Annotated in this window: 15 protein-coding genes and 2 rRNA genes; 7 read left to right on the top strand and 10 right to left on the bottom strand. The window is 27.6% G+C overall.

Going from position 1 to position 15,895, the window contains the following annotated elements; all coding sequences use genetic code 11:
- Positions 1-170: 170 nt before the first annotated feature.
- Genes tmk through OW763_RS10545 form a run of 3 tightly spaced genes read right to left on the bottom strand, consistent with a single transcriptional unit; the run spans position 171 to position 2,463 of the window.
- A complete protein-coding gene (tmk, locus tag OW763_RS10555; RefSeq protein ID WP_268041100.1) occupies positions 171-797 on the bottom strand; it encodes a dTMP kinase in 627 nt (208 codons plus the stop codon).
- Positions 797-2,272 carry an aminotransferase class I/II-fold pyridoxal phosphate-dependent enzyme gene (locus tag OW763_RS10550; RefSeq protein WP_268041099.1) on the bottom strand — a complete coding sequence of 492 codons (1,476 nt, stop codon included), beginning with the start codon at positions 2,270-2,272 and terminating at the stop codon, positions 797-799. Before OW763_RS10550 ends, tmk begins: the two co-directional genes overlap by 1 nt.
- Positions 2,251-2,463 carry a sigma factor G inhibitor Gin gene (locus OW763_RS10545; RefSeq protein ID WP_268041098.1) on the bottom strand — a complete coding sequence of 71 codons (213 nt, stop codon included), beginning with the start codon at positions 2,461-2,463 and terminating at the stop codon, positions 2,251-2,253. The genes OW763_RS10550 and OW763_RS10545 overlap by 22 nt, the downstream gene beginning before the upstream one ends.
- Positions 2,464-2,783: 320 nt before the next feature.
- Here OW763_RS10545 and OW763_RS10540 point away from each other — a divergent pair, with 320 nt between their 5' ends.
- From OW763_RS10540 to OW763_RS10520, 5 genes are all read left to right on the top strand, one after another.
- A complete protein-coding gene (locus OW763_RS10540) occupies positions 2,784-2,921 on the top strand; it encodes a cyclic lactone autoinducer peptide (RefSeq protein ID WP_268041097.1) in 138 nt (45 codons plus the stop codon).
- 221 nt (positions 2,922-3,142) lie between these two features.
- Positions 3,143-3,616 carry a hypothetical protein gene (locus OW763_RS10535; protein ID WP_268041096.1) on the top strand — a complete coding sequence of 158 codons (474 nt, stop codon included), beginning with the start codon at positions 3,143-3,145 and terminating at the stop codon, positions 3,614-3,616.
- A complete protein-coding gene (locus OW763_RS10530; protein ID WP_268041095.1) occupies positions 3,603-4,280 on the top strand; it encodes an accessory gene regulator ArgB-like protein in 678 nt (225 codons plus the stop codon). Before OW763_RS10535 ends, OW763_RS10530 begins: the two co-directional genes overlap by 14 nt.
- On the top strand, positions 4,270-4,407 hold the full coding sequence (locus tag OW763_RS10525) for a cyclic lactone autoinducer peptide (RefSeq protein WP_268041093.1): 138 nt from the start codon (positions 4,270-4,272) through the stop codon (positions 4,405-4,407). The genes OW763_RS10530 and OW763_RS10525 overlap by 11 nt, the downstream gene beginning before the upstream one ends.
- 63 nt (positions 4,408-4,470) lie before the next feature.
- The gene (locus OW763_RS10520) at positions 4,471-6,180 is read left to right on the top strand and encodes a bifunctional diguanylate cyclase/phosphohydrolase (RefSeq protein WP_268041092.1); all 1,710 of its coding nucleotides are present in this window, start codon (positions 4,471-4,473) and stop codon (positions 6,178-6,180) included.
- A 66-nt stretch (positions 6,181-6,246) separates the two neighbouring features.
- On the opposite strand, the gene OW763_RS10515 is transcribed toward OW763_RS10520, so the two are convergent.
- The 3 genes from OW763_RS10515 to OW763_RS10505 all read right to left on the bottom strand — a co-directional run bounded on the left by OW763_RS10515 (position 6,247) and on the right by OW763_RS10505 (position 10,764).
- On the bottom strand, positions 6,247-7,992 hold the full coding sequence (locus OW763_RS10515; RefSeq protein ID WP_268041091.1) for a polysaccharide deacetylase family protein: 1,746 nt from the start codon (positions 7,990-7,992) through the stop codon (positions 6,247-6,249).
- A 93-nt stretch (positions 7,993-8,085) separates the two neighbouring features.
- The gene (locus OW763_RS10510; RefSeq protein ID WP_268041090.1) at positions 8,086-10,068 is read right to left on the bottom strand and encodes a L,D-transpeptidase; all 1,983 of its coding nucleotides are present in this window, start codon (positions 10,066-10,068) and stop codon (positions 8,086-8,088) included.
- 222 nt (positions 10,069-10,290) lie between these two features.
- Entirely contained in the window at positions 10,291-10,764 is a 474-nt protein-coding gene (locus OW763_RS10505; RefSeq protein ID WP_268041089.1) for a hypothetical protein, read from the bottom strand.
- A 355-nt stretch (positions 10,765-11,119) separates the two neighbouring features.
- Here OW763_RS10505 and OW763_RS10500 point away from each other — a divergent pair, with 355 nt between their 5' ends.
- Together OW763_RS10500 and OW763_RS10495 are read left to right on the top strand one after the other, a co-directional pair.
- A complete protein-coding gene (locus OW763_RS10500; RefSeq protein ID WP_268041088.1) occupies positions 11,120-12,070 on the top strand; it encodes a magnesium transporter CorA family protein in 951 nt (316 codons plus the stop codon).
- A 147-nt stretch (positions 12,071-12,217) separates the two neighbouring features.
- Entirely contained in the window at positions 12,218-13,135 is a 918-nt protein-coding gene (locus OW763_RS10495) for a S66 peptidase family protein (protein ID WP_268041087.1), read from the top strand.
- An 84-nt stretch (positions 13,136-13,219) separates the two neighbouring features.
- Here the strand turns inward: OW763_RS10495 and OW763_RS10490 are convergent, their stop codons facing one another.
- The 4 genes from OW763_RS10490 to OW763_RS10475 all read right to left on the bottom strand — a co-directional run.
- On the bottom strand, positions 13,220-14,608 hold the full coding sequence (locus OW763_RS10490) for a sodium-dependent transporter (RefSeq protein ID WP_268041086.1): 1,389 nt from the start codon (positions 14,606-14,608) through the stop codon (positions 13,220-13,222).
- Positions 14,609-14,724: 116 nt separating this feature from the next.
- A complete protein-coding gene (locus OW763_RS10485; protein WP_268041085.1) occupies positions 14,725-15,459 on the bottom strand; it encodes an NAD-dependent protein deacylase in 735 nt (244 codons plus the stop codon).
- A 137-nt stretch (positions 15,460-15,596) separates the two neighbouring features.
- Positions 15,597-15,713 (bottom strand): 5S ribosomal RNA (rrf, locus tag OW763_RS10480).
- Positions 15,714-15,809: 96 nt separating this feature from the next.
- Positions 15,810-15,895 (bottom strand): 23S ribosomal RNA (locus OW763_RS10475); the annotation flags it as partial.

The following is a 15,895-nucleotide window of genomic DNA, read 5'->3' as shown; positions in this document are numbered from 1 at the left end:
ACAATAAATCACTACATATAAATAATTTTTGACATATATTAATATTTTATCACATTTATTAGTTGTTTTAATAACATTATTTTTGAAAATGCAAGGATATCTTCAGTACCATATATATCAATTTCATATAAAAAACAACAGCTAATAAATTAGTTATCAGCTGTTGTTTTTTATATGATTCCATTTAAAACTTTTTTAACATCCTCAAATACTTTTTCAATAGACTTCTCAGCATCAATCTTTTTAATTCTATCTGAATATTTTTCAAACAATATAAAATATCCTTCTCTCACCTTTTTGTGAAAATCAATATTTTCTAAATCAAGTCTATTAACTTCTCTATTCTTATTCTTAGCAATTCTTTCAAGACCTACTTCTGGTCTTACATCAAGATATAAAGTTAAATCTGGCATATGACCGTCAATTGCAAATTCATTTATCTTCATTACCTCATCTATACCAATGCCTCTAGCATAACCTTGATATGCTAAAGATGAATCCACAAACCTATCACAAACAACTATTTTTCCTGCCTTCAAAGAAGGTATAACCTTTTCCGCTAAATGCTGCCTTCTAGATGCAGCATATAAAAGTGCTTCTGTTCTCCCATCCATAGCTGTATTGCCTTTATTCAAAATAACCTCTCTTATCTGTTCTGATATAGCTATTCCTCCTGGTTCTCTTGTAGATATGTATTCAACATTTTTTTGTTGTAAATATTCTTCTATTAACTTAATAATACTAGACTTGCCAGACCCATCCGGTCCTTCTAACGTAATAAACAATCCCTTATTCATTATTCATCCTCCCCTTTTTTATTTTCTTCAATTACCTTTACCATACATTTTTCTCTATTCTCTATAAACGCTCCATTACTTTTAGTAGTTCCCATAATCTCTGTTCCATTTTCCAAATAGTATTTTATCATATCTATAATTTTCTTAGTTATTATTTCTCCAATCATAACTAAAGGTACTCCTGGTGGATAAGGTACTATAGCTTCTGCACATATTTTTCCTTGTGCTCTATCTAAATCAATATATTTTTTATTTTTATCTATTACTTCATAAGGCATTAACTTACTTTCAGGAATATCATAATTTAATATATTATAATATTTATTTTTTAACTTTTCTATTGAACACTTTTTAAGAACTTCATATAATATTTTAAAATCACCTTCATCATTCCAAGGAGAAAAAATTAAAATTATATTTTGATTATCATTCATCTCCACTTGGATTTTATTCTCTCTTAAATACTTAGAAAGCTTGCTTGCACTATATCCCTTTTCTATGTTTATTACATATCTAGATACATCCAAACTATTGTGTACTATATCTAAATCTTCTTCTGAAAGTATATGAAATGCTTCTAATCTATTTATTTTTTCTCTATATAAATTAGTCCTTTTTATAAGTTCTTTATAAGCTTGCTTGCCGTGCTCCTGTAAATAAAATCTACCATAATCCATTGAACACATAAGCATATATGAAGGGCTTGTACTTAAAAACATCTTCATATAAAACTCAACCTTATCTATATCTATGCTATTTCTTACATGAAGGTATGCAGTTTGAGTAAAACTAGGCAATGTTTTATGAGAACTCACAACAACCATATCAGCTCCTAACTTCACTGCATTTTCTGGAAGTTCTTCACATACTCCAAAATGAGCTCCATGAGCTGAATCAACTAATACCTTCATATTTTTCTTTTTCGCTTCTCTTATTATGAATCTCAAATTTGGACAAACGCCATAATAATTGGGGTAAGTTATAATTATTCCCTTAGCATCTTCGTTTTCTTTTAATACACTTAAAAAATGCTCCTCATCTATTGAAAGAGGAGCATCAAACTTACTGTTTAGCTTGTTTTTTACATATACAGGCTTAAGCTTTCGTAATATTATACCATTAAATATAGATTTATGGCAGTTCCTTTCAACAATAACCTTATCACCTTCATTGAAGGTAGAAAATATCATAGTGAGATTTCCACTGGTACTTCCATTTACCAGAAAATATGATTTTTTACTGCCATAAAATCTTGATAAGCGCTCCTGTGCTTCTTTAATTATTCCTTCAGGATTATGAAGATTATCTACTCCATCAACTTCTGTTATATCGCACTCAATAATATTTTTATATAGTTCTCTGCCTATTGCAGTATCTAAAAATCCTTTTCCACCTTTATGACCAGGCATACAAAGTGAAATATTATTCTCTTTTATATATCCCAATACTCCTTCTATAAGGGGTAATTTTGACACTTGTAATCCACTCCTCTTATCATGTAATGTACTATAGTTTTTTTTATACAGTTTATATAATATTCATAAAAATCTGTACCATTTTCTGAATTTATTATTCTTTCTTCACAGTTTTTACATATTCCTCTTCCATTAATCATTATACCATCATTTAGAGGCTTCCTACATATAATACATTTTCGTTTTTGCATATTTACCCCCTTGAAACATACTTAAAAGTATTTTAATTACTGCCCCTTATAATATATTTTATTCAACTAAGTGTCTAATCTTATTTTGTCCACAAAAATTTTTAAAATATTTCACGGCTTTTCTATTTTGTGGTATAATTGTATATAATTATTAAGTAACATAATTCACCAAATAATATAACTTATATTTCTAAATCGTCAATCTTAGATAGTTATTTTTTTCAATAAGATTACATAATGAAAAATTTGTATATATCTGTATATTTTTTGATTTATCATATTTTCGAATTTGTGTAAATATTTTTATTGGAGGTGAAAAAATGAAAAGTAGATTCATGAAAACCATGGTAACTTTAGGCGCTGCAGCATTAACTTTCTTTGCGTTTACAACATCAGCTTCAGCATGTACATTTTTTGCATATCAACCTAAAGAACCAAAAGCTTTAAGAGAAGAATAATATAAAGGTCGGATTAACCGACCTTTATATTATTAAGTCCAAATAAAAATTTTTCTCTTAATAAATTTTCTACATATTTATATATTTCTTTTAATCATTGCTAAATATTATTTTATTTTATATAAAAAAATATATTTGATTATTTTATATACTATAATTTGATGATATAATTGTAAATGATATTATTAATTAACATTATCTAGCAAAGGATGTTGTATTATATGTTGAAATTATCATTGTTAGAATTTTTTCTTAGAGGTATTCCAGAACAGTTTATATTCATTTGTGCAAACTATGTATTTTCTAATAAAACTATAGATAAAAAAGCTCTTTGTATATCCACTATATTATTAACAATAAGTAGTTATTTAATAAGATTTCTACCTATTCATTATGGTGTACATACAATTCTTTTTATAATAACATATGTTTTATTATGTGTTTTTATAAGCAAAATTGATATTATTAAAGCTATTTCTTCTGCATTAATCTCAGTAATAATTTTACTTATTTGTGAAGGAATTAATGTTTTTGTATTAGAAAAATTGTTTAAAATTCAAATAGATATGGTTTTTAAAGAACCACTATCAAAAATTTTATACAGTACTCCATCATTATTGTTATTTGGAATAACAGTTTTTATATTTCATAGAAAATTTTATAAAAAAAGGGCGTATACCAATGTTTTTAATTGAGAAACTCTCAACCAATTTAGCTTCTAAAATTTCTTCAACTTTAGCGTTAAATAAGAATAATGAAGAAATAATCGCTTACGGAGCTTTTGCTTTTTTTCAAATGCTTTGGGCAATTTTTATAATTGTTTTATTCGGAATTATTTTAGACGTATTAAAAGAATCTTTAATAATTGCCTTTACTGCAAGCTTTTTAAGAAAATATTCTGGAGGTGCACATGCCAATTCACCAAATCGCTGTGCAGTAATTGGTGCCATAGTATGTGATGGACTTGCTCTAGCAGTAAACAAAACCAGTAATTTAGTTACTATTAAGTTGGTTATTATAATTGTAATAATAAGCTTTTTGTTTTCTTATTACATTATATATAAATTAGCTCCAGTTGATAGCTCTGCTAAGCCTATTAAAAAAACTGAAACTAAACAGCGTTTAAAAAGAAGCTCTTTAATACTTCTTCATGGTTTTATATTAATGATATGTATATTATTAATACTTTACTATAAATTAGAAATTAAATATCTATTAATAAGTGTTATATGTGTATGTTTAGGTATCACCTGGCAATCTTTTACTCTTACTCATAAGGGACACTTTATAACAAATAGTATAGATATTTTTTTAAAAAATATATCAAATTTTATTGGAGGTAACAAAAATGAAAAGTAAATTTGTAAAAACAATGGTATCTTTAGGCGCAGCAGCATTAACTTTCTTTGCGTTTACAACATCAGCTTCAGCATGCTTCTTCTTTTCTTATCAACCTGCAGAACCAAAATGCTTAAGAGAAAAATAATATAAAGGTCGGATTTCCGACCTTTATTATCATATAAATAAAAAAACGCACGGATGTGAGAATATGGATAGCCTTAAAAATAATAGACAAAAGAAAATATACGAAATCGTATCAATTATAAAATTATCTTCTTTACTATTTTGTGGAATAATATTTTTTAAATATTATTTAGTAAAAAAAACAGTTAACTATACAAACGATACTCTTTTGAGTTTAGCTTTAATAGGAGTATCAATCTGTTTATTAACTTTAATTTATATATTATGGTCAATTTTCTCTAATAAATATTTTATTTTAAGACATATTAGAATAATTAAGTCAATTGAAAATATTGCTTTTATTGGTATATTTTCTTATTTAATTGTTTTATCTGGTGCTAATTCCAGTCAATATAAATTTTTGTTTTTATTCATAATCATTGCTTCAACTATACAATCAGGAATGAAGCATGGAATTATAATAGCATTTATATGTTCAATTATTATATTAGTAATAGATTTAATTTCTATTCCTAATGTTGAAGTTAATCAATATTTTGAAAATGATTTGATTTTAGCAGGTGTATTTATGCTTACGGCCTGGCCTTTAGGTTATTATGTGAAAATTGAAAATGAATATCGAAAAAAACTAAGTAATTTAGCTAATATAGATGGATTAACAGAAATTTATAACCATAGATTTTTTCAAGATTCCTTAAAAAAACAAATTCAAACATCTCAAAAATTAAAGCTTCCTCTTTCTCTAATTTTATTAGATATAGATTATTTCAAGCATTACAATGATTTATATGGGCACCAAAACGGTGATAAAGTTTTAAAAAAAATAGGGACTATATTGAAAAATTGTGCAAGAAACAAAGATATTGTTGCAAGATATGGTGGTGAAGAATTTACCATCATTTTACCTAATGCAGAAGAACAAGAAGCTATTTATATTGCAGAGAAAATAAGATTAAACATAGAACAATCAGAATTTGAGGGAGAAGAAAATCAACCTAATGGTAAAATCACTGTATCTCTAGGAGTATCTACTTTCCCAGATAAAGCTAAAAATGATATAGAATTAATCAAATATGCAGATGATGCACTTTATCGAGCTAAGTTTTTCAATAAAAATAGAGTAGAAACCTATTATTCTATATTAGAGGAACTAAAAGGAGATATAGAAAAAGAACACATAGACTTAATTACTTCAATAAAAACTCTAATTAGCGTAATTAACGCAAAAGATAAATATACATATGCACATATTGAAAGAGTCGTAATGTACTCTAAATTATTAGGTGATAAATTAAATCTATCGCCAGAAGATAAAAAAATTCTAAAATATGGTGCTTATATGCATGATATCGGTAAAATAAACATTTCCAGAGAAGTGCTCAATAAAAAAATGCCTTTAACAAATGAAGAATGGGAAACATTAAAACAACATCCTGTCAACGGTGTAGAAATAATCAAGTCCGTTCCTTCTCTTAAAAATGTTATTCCATTAATTTTACATCATCATGAGCGCTATAATGGCAAAGGATATCCTTTAGGCTTAAAAGGTGAAGATATCCCTTATCTGGCAAGAATCCTTACGGTAGTAGACAGTTTTGATGCAATGACTTCTAATAGACCTTATAATACCAGAAAAACCTATGATGAAGCAATACTTGAATTAAAAAAATGTAGCAACACTCAATTTGACCCCTTTATTGCAGAAGCTTTTATAAAAGTAATAGCAGAAAATGAAGGTAATCTAGATAATTCTATTCTTTTTAGAAAAAACTAATAGCCTAATAGAATCAGTTGCATTCTATTAGGCTATTAGTTTTTTAGGAAATTATATGTTTTTTATTTACTCTAAAGTTTTAAATTCATATCCCTGAGATTGTAAATATTCTATAACCTTTGGCAATGCATCCGCAGTAGTTGTTTTAACTGGGGCATCATGCATTAATATAATAACCGTATTCTTATTAGCACAAGTTTTTTTTAATTTTTCTATTAATTTATCCACTGGTACTAAGTAAGCGGTTGCATCTCCAGTTGAAGCATTCCAATCAAAAGAACTATATCCTGCATTTTTTACAGCATCTTTATAAGCTTTGTTTCTGCTCATTGAACCGCCTGGAAATCTAATTAATTTAGTATTATATTCTGGAATAATACTCTTTAAAATTCCTTCTGTCTTTTTAATTTCATTCATAAATGCAGTTGTACTTGAATAAATCTTCTTATACACATGAGAATATGTATGATTCCCTATAGTATGACCTTTAGCATATTCTTGTTTTATTAAATTCTTATTCATCTGTGCAAATTCACCAGTTACAAAAAAAGTAGCTTTAACATTATAATTATCTAATATTTTTAAAACTCTAGGAGTTACTTTTTTTGAAGGACCATCATCAAAAGTTAAATAAGCAACTTTACCTGTATTTTTATTATTTGTATATATAGTCTTATTATTTTTCTTTTCCACAATCTTTTTATATGGTTGTCCCACAACTATTAATTTATTAACATCATAATCTTGTTCTTTTTCTAAATTTTTTACATGAATTCTTAATACATATACACCTTGTTTCTCTGGTTTCCACGTAAGATTTCCTTTATATTCTTTAGACTCAACCACTATTTTCTCATCTAAAGCATTATAAATATTATATCTATACTGAATTTTTCCTTCTTCTTTAGCTTTTAACTCTATGGTTTCTCCTAACTTATAGTTGTTTCTCATTGCCTTTAATTCTTCATTAATTTCAGCTTCATTAACACCTTTATCATTATTTTCTTCATTACTATCTAAACATTTTATATTAAATTTAATTAAGTCATCATATCCCTTTTTATTTAAAGGCTGTTTATTCTCTCTTTTTACCCATACAATTACTGAATATTCTCCCGATGATAATTTAGGTATAGTTACCTTACAAACATCTTGTGCATATATAGGTTTAGTATATCCTTTTGTAGCCTCAAACCAAGTATCTGTTTTATCATAACAAACCCAAACTCTATACTGAACCTTTTCAAAGCCTCTAGATACTATATCTAAATTTACATTATTTCCATCATATAAATATGACTTCTCACTTACCACCTTTTCAATACTCGGTATATTTATTTTTCTTTCTTTACTTTTAGCCTCGTCTAATTTTCTATCATAAACTTGTCCATTGTTTTCTAAACAACTCATATCAATAGCAAAATAATTATCGTAGCCCTTTTGATTTAAAGGTTTCTCATTTTCTCTTTTCACCCATACTGATACTGAATATTCTCCTGCTTTTAATTCTGGTATTGTGATTTTAAAAGGTGCTTTTACATTTGAAGGATGTGTAAACCCATCGGTTATATCTTTCCATTCATTCTTATTCTTATTCAAAATCCATACCCTGTACTGTATATTTCCACTTCCCTTTCCAAATATGTTTAATGTTTGAATTTCTCCTTCATATAGGCGTGATTTTTCAAGTACTATTTCTTTAATAGTAGGTACTCTTTCTGTTCCATATGCATTTGGTACTTTAAATCCTACAGTCATAAACAAGGCCATAACCATAACTGTAACTATTATTTTTGATAAGAATTTTTTCAATTTTTCACTCCTCCTAACATATTATTCCACGTAATACTTATTATAAATTTAATTATATAGTATTTCAATAAAAAACGCCGATTCATATCGACGTTATTTTATAACCAATAGAGTTCCTCTCGGTATATTATTGTAAAACCATTTTATATCTTCCTTGGGTACTCTTATACAACCATGAGACGCTTTATGTCCAAGTTTAGCAAGTGCTGATGGTATAGGTTCTCCATTTGATCTATAGCATAAAACACTGTGAAAAAGATAATTATGATTAAATCTCACCCAATTATAACAGATAACTGCCTTAGTACTTCCTGTTAAAAATGCTGGTCCTCTATCTCCTATTAAATATGTTCCAGATGGTGTGGGCGTCCAATCATTTCCTGTAGAACAAATAATATTTCTTAGAAATTTACCATTTTTAAATATATATATTTTTTGTTCACTTTGGTTTACTAAAATAGAATAAAACTTACTAGGTTTTACCTTTTTTAGTTGCCATTTATAAACATATCCTTTGATTCTTTTGGACGTTTTATAATTAACAGTTTCTATATTATAGTACTTACCAACGGTTTTTAATACTTTAACCTCGCAAAGACTTCCATATATATACCCAACATTTTTTGAATTATATCTTGGCTGTGCTTTAATATTAATCGTATCATTTTCATTTGCATTTCCAACTGTAACCAAATCTGCTTTAGGTGCTTTAGGTCCTCTATATGGATTCCCCACCATTAATATCTTACTTATTTCTGTCTCACTTTCTATATATTTATAATTTATCTCATCTTGTTTATTCTCTTGCTTGTCCTTGTTTTCATGTTGTTTAGTTTCTCGCTTGTCTTTATTTTCGTTTTGAGTTTGATCTGATATTTTATCTTTATCATCTTCACCAATTATAGAGAATATAAAATCATTATGTGACTCTGGTATGTAATCACATTTTTGTCTTGACTGTGCTAATCCCTGTCCTAAAACTTCTCCAGATTCATTCTCTCTTTCTGATATTTTGCTTGTATTAGATTCATTTAATATATCCTGATTATTTTTTAAATCTACTTCTTGTTTTTCTTTATTTATGTCTAAATTATTTTCAGGTATATTTTCATCTTTTTTAACTTTTTTATTATTTACATCATATTCTAAAGTATTGCTTTTATCTTCATCCTTTTCTTTTAATTTTTGTTCTTCTATTAATTTATTTTTCGTTTTTTCATCTTTTAACCTATCATCTTCTACTGTTTCTTGATCATCATTATTATCTTCTACTAATTGTTGTTGTTTTCCATCTTGATCTTTTTTTGTTTCTTCTTTTTCTTTTATTTCAACTTTATTTTTCTCTTCTTTGTTTTTTTCTATTGTCTTTTCTTTCTTGGTTATTTCATTATTATCCTTATCCATATTATTGGATACTTGTATTTTTTCTAAGTTTTTTACATTAGTTTTAAATAAATATATACCGTCATCATTAGGTTTCCATAAAATATTATCCTTATAATCGTCATTATAAGTAACTATTTCTTTATCATTTACGATATCATAAACACTATATTTATAAGAATACCCCTTATCTTCTTTCTTTTTTACTTCTACAGCTTGACCACTTTTATAGTTGTTTTTTATTTCATCCAGTTTGATTTGTATTTTTTGCTTATCTTCTTTTAAGCATTTAAAATTTAAAGCAAAATAACTGTCAAAGCCCTTTTTATTTAATGGCTTAGCATTAGCTCTTTTTATCCAAACTGATGCTCTGTATTCTCCTTCTGATAATTTGGGTGTTATAACATTATAAACTTTATTACCATCTAATGCTTCTGTAAACCCTTTAGTTATTTCCTTCCAAATACCCGTCTTCATATTTGCAAGCCACACTCTATATTGCACTTTATTTGAAGCCTTTGGTAATATATCTAAGCTTTGAATATCCCCTTCTTTTACTTCTTTATATTCACATATTACCTTTTCTATTTTAGGTATTTCTTCTGCATAAGCTTTATGTGGTTTAGCTACTAAATTCAAGAACAAACTCATAATCAAAATTACTACTAATAATTTACTTAATGTTTTTTTCAAAAATTCTTCCCCCTTAATATCATGGTATATTATCCCATATTGATAATTATAAGTTTTATAATTGTATATTTCAATACAATTAAATACTTTTTACAAATAAAGAAAAAATATTGGGGTATACTATAAACATTAAGTTCAAAATTAAGCTTTACTATAACTATACTGAACCTACAAAAAGCCTAAATAAAAAATGCTAGGCATTATTTTGCCTAGCATTTTACTCTACGAAATTCGTTCATCTATTAAAGAATACAATCTGTTTACCAGCTCACCACTTGGCTCAAAGTAAAATTTGTTAGTACCATTATCATCATTGTATTTACAAGAATATACGTTGCTGTTAGAATTTAGGCAAGTATACTTTTTAGACTTTATACTGTCAAACTTTTCAACACGCTCACTGACTTTTTTTATACATTTTATATCCTTAATTTTTATATTTTCAACGACATCTTGTCTTGAACCTCTTACTTTATAAATTATAAATTCATCAGCAATTAAAAAGTACTTATACTTTATTTTTCCTTTTTGTATCTGCTTTATAACAAGCCCAAAAGTAAAAAAAGTGATTACAACCCCTAACTGTTCGCCTACTTGGTATTTACCAATATTCATACCAACCACAAGATCTGATACAACAATAGAAACTGCTAGTAACATCACTATCAAAAACATAATAAAAATTTTTTTACACATTACTGTCTCCTTATACATAAGCAGAAATCCCCCATGAATCTAAAGTTTTTTCTATAGTGATTATACTAGTTTTATTAATTCTAAACAAATTTAATAAAGCCCCTATATAGTGATTTTCGAATATTTATTACAAATATTCAAGATTATCATGCTAAATTACAATATTATAAACTCTAACTTTAATTTGCTTCAATTTACTCTATAATAAGTCATGTAATCGTTTTAAATTCAGCCTATTAACTATATTAAAATTTATTATTTTTTAATATGTTTTGTACTTAATTATATTAGGGTTTAGTGTATAATATAATAAAAGTGCAAGGCACTTTTATTTATTTAGAAAGGACTGAATTTTATGATTTGTATATATAGAAGTATTAGTGGATCTAACCCTGCTTTACAAAAATTAGATTCTATAGAACCTGGATGCTGGATTAACATGGTTTCTCCTTCTGAACAGGAAATACTGCTGGTATCTAAAAAATCAGATGTTCCTGTTGAATTTCTTAAAGCTGCATTAGATGAAGAAGAAACTTCTCGTATAGATATAGAAGATAATAACATACTGTTTATCGTGGATATTCCTTTTACTGAGATGGAAGAAAATTCTCTTACATATGATACATACCCACTTGGTATAATTCATACAGAAAAAATTGTCATAACAATTTGCTTGAAAAGTAGTAAGATATTAAATGATTTTATAGATGGCAATATTCGTTCTTTTTATACCTTTAAACGTTCTAGATTTATTCTTCAAATGCTTTACAGGGTCTCTAGCTACTTTTTAGTTTCTCTTCGTCAAATAGACAAAAAGAGTGTAATGATACAAAAAAAATTGCATAAATCTATGAGCAATAAGGTACTTATGCAATTATTATCGCTGCAAAATTCACTGGTGTATTTTTCCACATCATTAAAAGCTAATGAAATAACACTAGAAAAAATGGTAAAATTAGATATTATGCAAAAATACGAAGAAGATAAAGATGTACTTGAAGATGTAATAATTGAAAATAAACAGGCTATAGAGATGACCAGTATTTATTCAAATATCTTAACCGTAACTATGGATGCGTGTGCAAATGTAATATCTAACAACTTAAACCTTGTAATGAAATTACTTGCATCAGTTACTATAGTTATGTCTATCCCTGATATATTTTCTGGTATTTTTGGTATGAATGTAACAGGTCTACCTTGGTCATCAGCTCCATCAGGGCCTGGCTTTACCGTTGTAATGGCTTCAATAGGTGTATCAATTTTAATTGCTACAATCTTTTTAAATAGAAAAAATATGTTCTAAATATAATTTAACTATCTACATGCAAATATAAAAATTTAAAGAACAACACTTATTTATTCTTTGTTTTTTTATTTAAACTTTTATAGCAATTATTTTAGATTAAAACCATATTATATATCAGATATAACTTTTATAAGGTGTGATATTTTGATATCAAAAAAATTGAAATTTGGTGATACAATAGGTCTTATTTCTCCAGCTAGCCCTGAAATTTCATCTAAAATAAAAGAAACAATTTCTTTTTTAAAAAAACAAGGTTTTAAAGTAAAACAAGGTAACCATTTATACGATAAATGGGGATATTTAGCTGGAAAAGATATAAATAGAGTATCTGATATTACAGATATGTTTTTAGATGATGAAATAGATATGATTTTATGTATAAGAGGGGGCTATGGCTCTATGAGACTACTTCCTCTTATAGATTTTGAAATCATAAAAAACAACCCCAAAATTTTTGTTGGTTTTAGCGACATAACTACGCTTTTAAATACAATAGCTTTAAGATGCAACTTAATAACCTTTCATGGACCAATGGGAAGTTCAAATTTTCAAAGTAAAGAGACATTAAAAAGTTTTTTGAATACCATAATGAAATGTAATAAGCCTTACAGCCTGTCTAATCCATTAAACACATCTCTTAACTGTATTTATAAAGGAAAAGCTAAAGGAAGAATTGTAGGAGGTAATTTATCATTAATTTGCTCTACTTTAGGAACCCCTTATGAAATAGATACTAAAAACAATATTTTATTTATTGAAGAAATAGATGAAAAGCCTTATGTAATAGATAGATTTTTAACTCAATTATATTTAGCTGGTAAATTACAACAATGTAGTGGATTTATATTAGGTCAGTTTAAAGACTGTTCACTATCTAATTACGAAAATAGCTTAACTATTGATGATATTATAAATGATAAAATTCTATCTTTTAAAAAACCTACCTTATCAAACTTTATGTGTGGGCATTCCTATCCAAACCTAACACTTCCTATAGGTGCCCAAGCCCAAATAGACTGTTATAGCGGTAAAATTCAAATATTAGAAGCGGTAGTAAAATAAGAATATTGCTTTGCAATATTCTTAGACTATGCATCAAAGTTATTCACAAACTTAAAAATTTATAATTTTATATATTTCCTTTAATTATGATATTAATTTTATTACTTTCTGAAGTACTCCTAATGAAGATAGAAATATAATTATAAGAAATATTGGAGTAACATATTTTAAAATAAAATAATAAATATCTACAATCTTTTCAACTTTAAGCTTTCCATTATTCGAAAGTTCCTTTTTAATATCTTCCTTTGGAACAACATATCCAACTAAAAGACCTGTTCCTAATCCACCTAATGGTAGAAGTATATTTGAAGATATATAGTCAAATAAATCAAAGATTCCCATACCAAATATTTTTATTTGTTCAAACACAGCGCCTTCACTTACTGAAAGCGTTGAAAATACCCCGATTGCAGCTATTACTATTGCATTTAATATAACTGCCTTCTTTCTTGACATACCTTTTTGTTCTGTATAATAAGCTACTAAAACCTCAAACATAGATATAAATGCAGTCGTTGCTGCTATTGATGCTAAAACAAAAAATGCAAATAATAAAACCTTACCAAAAGGTATTTTTGTAAATACTAACGGTATTGTCATAAACAAAAGTCCTGGTCCTGTTGACGGAACCATATTAAATGAAAAAACAGCAGAAAATACAGCTATTCCCACAAGAAGAGAAACTATAGTATCTGATATTGCTACTTTAGCCGCAGTTCCAAACATATTATCCTTTTTTGTAAAATAACTTCCATATGTAACCATAGTACCCATACCTAATGATAGTTTAAAAAATGCCAATCCCATGGCAAGCAATATCCCCTTGGATGTTAATTGAGTAAAATCTGCTTTAAATAAAAAAGTAAAACTCTCTTTAACTCCTGGAAGCATTAATGCTCTAATATCACATATCAATATCAAAATAAGTAAAATAGGCATAAGTGTTTTTGTTATTCTTTCAATACCGTTCTTAACCCCTGCTATTAAAATTATAGATACAACAGCTATAACTATAATCTGCCATATTACTGGTACAGTTGGTCCTAATGTAGTATTGGTAAATTGTTGCTGAACAGATTCTGCTGTAGCTCTATTAAAATCTCCCTTTAAAATCTTAAACACGTAAGAATATACCCAACCTGCAACACCACTATAAAAAAACATTACAAAATACGCAGATAAAATCCCAATTATTCCAATAATACTCCAACCTTTTTTAGAACTTAGTTCTTGAACTGCTCCCATGACATTTTTTCTTGTTTTTCTTCCAACATAAAATTCACTAATCATTATAGGAAGTCCTATAAAAACAATGCATATGAGATAGACCAATAAAAACGCTGCTCCACCATTATCCCCTACTACATAAGGGAATTTCCATATATTCCCCAATCCTACCGCTGAACCTAATGTTGCAAAAAATGCTGCAAGACCTGATGAAAACCCCTCTCTTCTTTTGCTTTTTTTCAATATTTTCACCTTTCATTCTGCTATTCTACTTATCTTAAGTTATTAGATAATAGCATTTTTATTAGTATTCAACAAAGTCTACTAATAAATAAGCTGTAAAAATTGGTATATACATACTACACATCAATCACCCTACTAAGTACTTCTCCAATGCTATCATTAATAACTAACCCAGCTCTATTATCGTATGGTGTTGCATCTTTATTTATAAGAACTAAATTTTCTGCATTAAAATACTCAATTAGCCCAGCTGCTGGATATACAACTAATGATGTACCGCCTACAATTAACATATCAGCTTTTTGTATATGATATACAGCTCTATTCATAACATCCATATTCAATGCTTCTTCGTATAGAACTACATCTGGTTTAACTCTTCCACTACATTCATCACATTTTGGAACTAATTCTTTACTATTCATAACATAGTCTAAATCAAAGCTTTTACCACATTTCATACAATAGTTTCTATGAACTGAACCATGCAGCTCTAATACATTCTTAGAACCTCCCATTTGATGAAGTCCGTCTATATTTTGTGTTATTACAGCTTTTAGTTTGCCTCTTTTTTCAAGGTTAGCTAGAACTTTATGTGCATCATTAGGTTTTGCTGATCTATATATCATTTTACTTTTATAAAAATCAAAAAAATCTTCAGTATGACTCATAAAAAAGCTGTGGCTTAGCATAATCTCTGGTGGATATGAAAAATTATCTTTTGTTTTATATATTCCTGCTTCTGATCTAAAATCAGGGATATTACTTTCTGTAGATACTCCTGCACCTCCAAAAAAAACAATATTAGAACTCTTTTCTATCATTTCTTTAAGCTTCTGAATCTTATCCATTAAAAATCATCTCCTAACCATTATTCTCTATTTAATATTATATATCAAAAAAGAGTAGAGTAATATACTTATGGAAATATATTCTACCATACAAAAAAATAAAAAAACACTAAGCTTTTGCTTAGTGTTTTTAACTTACCTGGCAGCGACCTACTCTTCCACATCGTCTCCAATGCAGTACCATCGGCGCTTTGAAGCTTAACCTGCGTGTTCGGAATGGGAACGGGTGTTACCTTCAAGCCATAACCACCAGATGACATATTTCTTAAAAATATGTTACTCTTCAGCTTAGCTGAATAAGTTTTCATCTAAAAGAAATTATTCTTTCAAAATTACACAGTGATATTTATTTGATCAAGCCCTCGACCTATTAGTATCGGTCAGCTGAACACGTTACCGTGCTTACACCTCCGACCTATCAACCTGGTAGTCTTCC

Source organism: Clostridium aestuarii (assembly GCF_026735135.1).
Classification (GTDB): domain Bacteria; phylum Bacillota; class Clostridia; order Clostridiales; family Clostridiaceae; genus Clostridium_H; species Clostridium_H aestuarii.
The sequence above is the reverse complement of the archived record's forward strand: the minus strand, read 5'-3'. Positions and strand labels throughout refer to the sequence as shown.